This is a genomic window from Anaeromyxobacter sp. PSR-1 (assembly GCF_000964525.1).
Taxonomy (GTDB): Bacteria; Myxococcota; Myxococcia; order Myxococcales; family Anaeromyxobacteraceae; genus Anaeromyxobacter.
The window spans coordinates 1-2,637 of the sequence record NZ_BAZG01000312.1; the positions used below are offsets into that span (position 1 = coordinate 1).

Here is a 2,637-nt window from a genome sequence, read left to right on the forward strand (position 1 = left end):
CTCCGTGCCCCGCGGCGCCGCGCCCTCCGGCGCCGGCCCGTAGTACTCCTTCGCGAGCTGCTCCAGCACCGGGAGCGCGCGCTCGCGCACCGCCGGCGCCGGGTCGGCCAGCACGCGCCAGAGCGCGAGCGGGAGGCCGTGGTCCGAGCTGCCCACCGCGAGCAGGTCGTCCGCGTCGCGCGGCTCGAGCGGCGTCACCGGCAGCGGCATCCCGCCGAACTCCTTCCGGAGCACGTCGAGCACGCGCGCCCGCGTGGCCGGCGCGGCGCGGATCTCGTCCGCGAGCACGTCGCAGCGCTCCACGTCGGAGAGCGCGTCGGTGCGGAACCCGGGCACGCTCAGCCCGAGCTCCTTCACGAGCGCGCGCGTCTCGTCGGGGAGGAGCGCCACGTAGAGCAGGACCGACAGGCCGTCGCGCGACAGCTCGTGCAGCGGCGCGTCGCCGGACGGATCCGGGAGCGGCGGCGGGGGCGGCGCAGCCGGGCGCGCGCGCGCGGCGCGCCGCGGCGCCTTCGCCTTCGCGGCGCCCTCTCCGGCCGCGGCGGCCGTCGGCTTCGCCTTCCCGGGCTTCCTCGGCTTCGCGGCCTCGGCCGCGGCGGGCTTCGCCGGCCTCGCCGGCTTCGCCTTCGGGGAGGCCACGGGCTACTGCGCCGCCTCGCGGACCTCGGCCTGGTACACCGCGCCGGGCGGGATCTTCCAGGGCTCGGCGACCGGCATGGAGACGTGGAAGGCGGCCGGGACCGACGAGCCGCCCGCGCCGCGCACGTTCACGCCGAGGTCGAGCTCCACCGTGGCCGCCTCGCGCGGCAGCAGCTCCACCCACCAGGTGCCGAACATCACGCCCGGCGGGAAGTCCTCCACGAAGCGCTCGGCGTCCACCAGCTTCTGGTACGGCTCGCCGGGGCCGCTCATCTCGCCGTAGGGCTTGCCGGCCGCGTCGAGGAAGCGGAAGCCGATCTTGTCGAAGGACACCGGCGAGATGACCCGGGTGACGGTGCGGTCGCCGGTCTTCTCCCGGTCCACCAGCCGCGGCGCGCCCCACAGCGCGAAGTCGATGCGCAGCCCCGGGCCGCCGCCGGGCGACGCGCCCGGCTCGATGGCGACGAGATCGAGGCGCAGGCCGTTCGCCTGCACCGACTGCACCGGCGCCCAGCGGGCCTTCAGGAGCGCGGCGCGCCCGTCGGCGTACTTCTGGAAGTCCTCGATGGCGGCGCGGTCCTTGTCCGCCAGCTTGCCCTTGCGCTCCGCCTCGGCGGCGGCGAGCGCCGTCGGCGCGGCCTCCACGCCGGGGAAGCGGGCCCGGATCTCCTTCAGGCCCTCGGAGTACCAGCCCAGCAGCGAGGTGGCCTCGTCGGACCACTGCGCCGCGCGCTCCGGCGGCAGGGCGCGCGCCAGCGCGGCGCGCTCGGCGAACTCGCGCTTGAGGCGCGCGCGCTCCAGGCGCGACTCGGCGGTGGCCTGCGCGGTGCGCTGGCCGGACAGGACCGAGGCGCCCCCGAGGATCGCGAGCCCGAGCGGCAGCACGACGATGAGCAGCTTCTTCATGGGTTCACTCCGTGCCGGCGACCAGGGCCTCGACGCTGCGGACCCCGGTGCGATCGACCTCGTACAGGTAGGCGCGGGCCCTCCGGACCGGCTCGTCGGCGGTCCGCGACGCCGAGCCCGCACAGAGCACCGGCGTCGGCCCGGCCGCGCCGGGCAGGTCCACCCGGAACGCGGTGTGGCGGTGCCCGTGCAGCACCGCCGCGACGGGGACCTCCGCCACCAGCCGGACCACCTGGTCCGCGTCGGCGAGCGGCATGCGGCAGACGTGCGCGTCGGACGGCACGCGCTCGGGCGGGAGCACCACGTGGTGGTGGAACGCGAGCAGCACCGCCCGGCCCAGCCGCGCGTGCTCGCGCGCCAGCTCGCGCGCGGCGCGGAGCTGCTCGCCGCCCAGCCGGCCGGGGGTGGTCCAGGGGTCGTCGCCGTAGCGCGCGCTGTCGAGCGCGATCAGCACCGCCTCGTCGCCGAGCGGGACCACGTGCGGATAGGACGGCGCGGCCTTCTTCATGCCCTTGCCGTCCGGGCCGAGCGCGCGCAGGAAGCGGCCCGTCTCCACCGCCTCCTCGGTCCAGACGTCGTGGTTGCCCGGCACCACCGTGAGCTTGCCCGCCTCGGCGAACGGCCGGAGCAGCTCGGCGGCGCGCTCGAACTCGCGCGGCTCGCCCGAGAACGTGAGGTCGCCGGTGACCACCAGGTGGTCCACCCCGATCTCCCGCAGCGCGTCGAGCAGCCCCTTGGCCAGGCGCGCCGAGTGGCGCTCGCAGTCGCGGGCCGTGAAACCGTTCCGCGGGTACCGGCCGCGGTCGGCCACGTGCAGGTCGCTGATGTGACCGAGGCGGAGGATGCGGGCTCCTGGGAGGGGGTGCGCGGAACCGGACGGAACGCGCGGTGGATGCTATCGACCCCTCCAGCGTGCGTCAAACGAAGCTCGGGCCGGTCGCACCCGCGGTGGGAGCGTGCGCGGGGGCCGCCGGCGGCGCTGCGAGCGGAAGCACGAGGCGAAGCACGCGTCCGCGCCCGGGTGCGGTCTCCTCCTCCACCCGCGCACCCTCGGGGCCGAGCGCCGCACGTGCCAGCGCCGCCGCGCCCGCC

At 77.0% G+C, this 2,637-nt stretch carries 2 protein-coding genes and 1 pseudogene; all 3 read right to left on the reverse strand.

The window, feature by feature from the left end:
* Window positions 1-639: pseudogene (locus PSR1_RS22820) on the reverse strand (hypothetical protein); the annotation flags it as partial.
* Window positions 640-642: 3 nt separating this feature from the next.
* Complete coding sequence (locus tag PSR1_RS22825) at window positions 643-1,545, reverse strand: hypothetical protein (RefSeq protein ID WP_059439590.1); 903 nt, start codon at window positions 1,543-1,545, stop codon at window positions 643-645.
* A 4-nt stretch (window positions 1,546-1,549) separates the two neighbouring features.
* A complete protein-coding gene (locus PSR1_RS22830) occupies window positions 1,550-2,356 on the reverse strand; it encodes a metallophosphoesterase (RefSeq protein WP_059439591.1) in 807 nt (268 codons plus the stop codon).
* Between the last annotated feature and the right edge of the window lie 281 nt (window positions 2,357-2,637).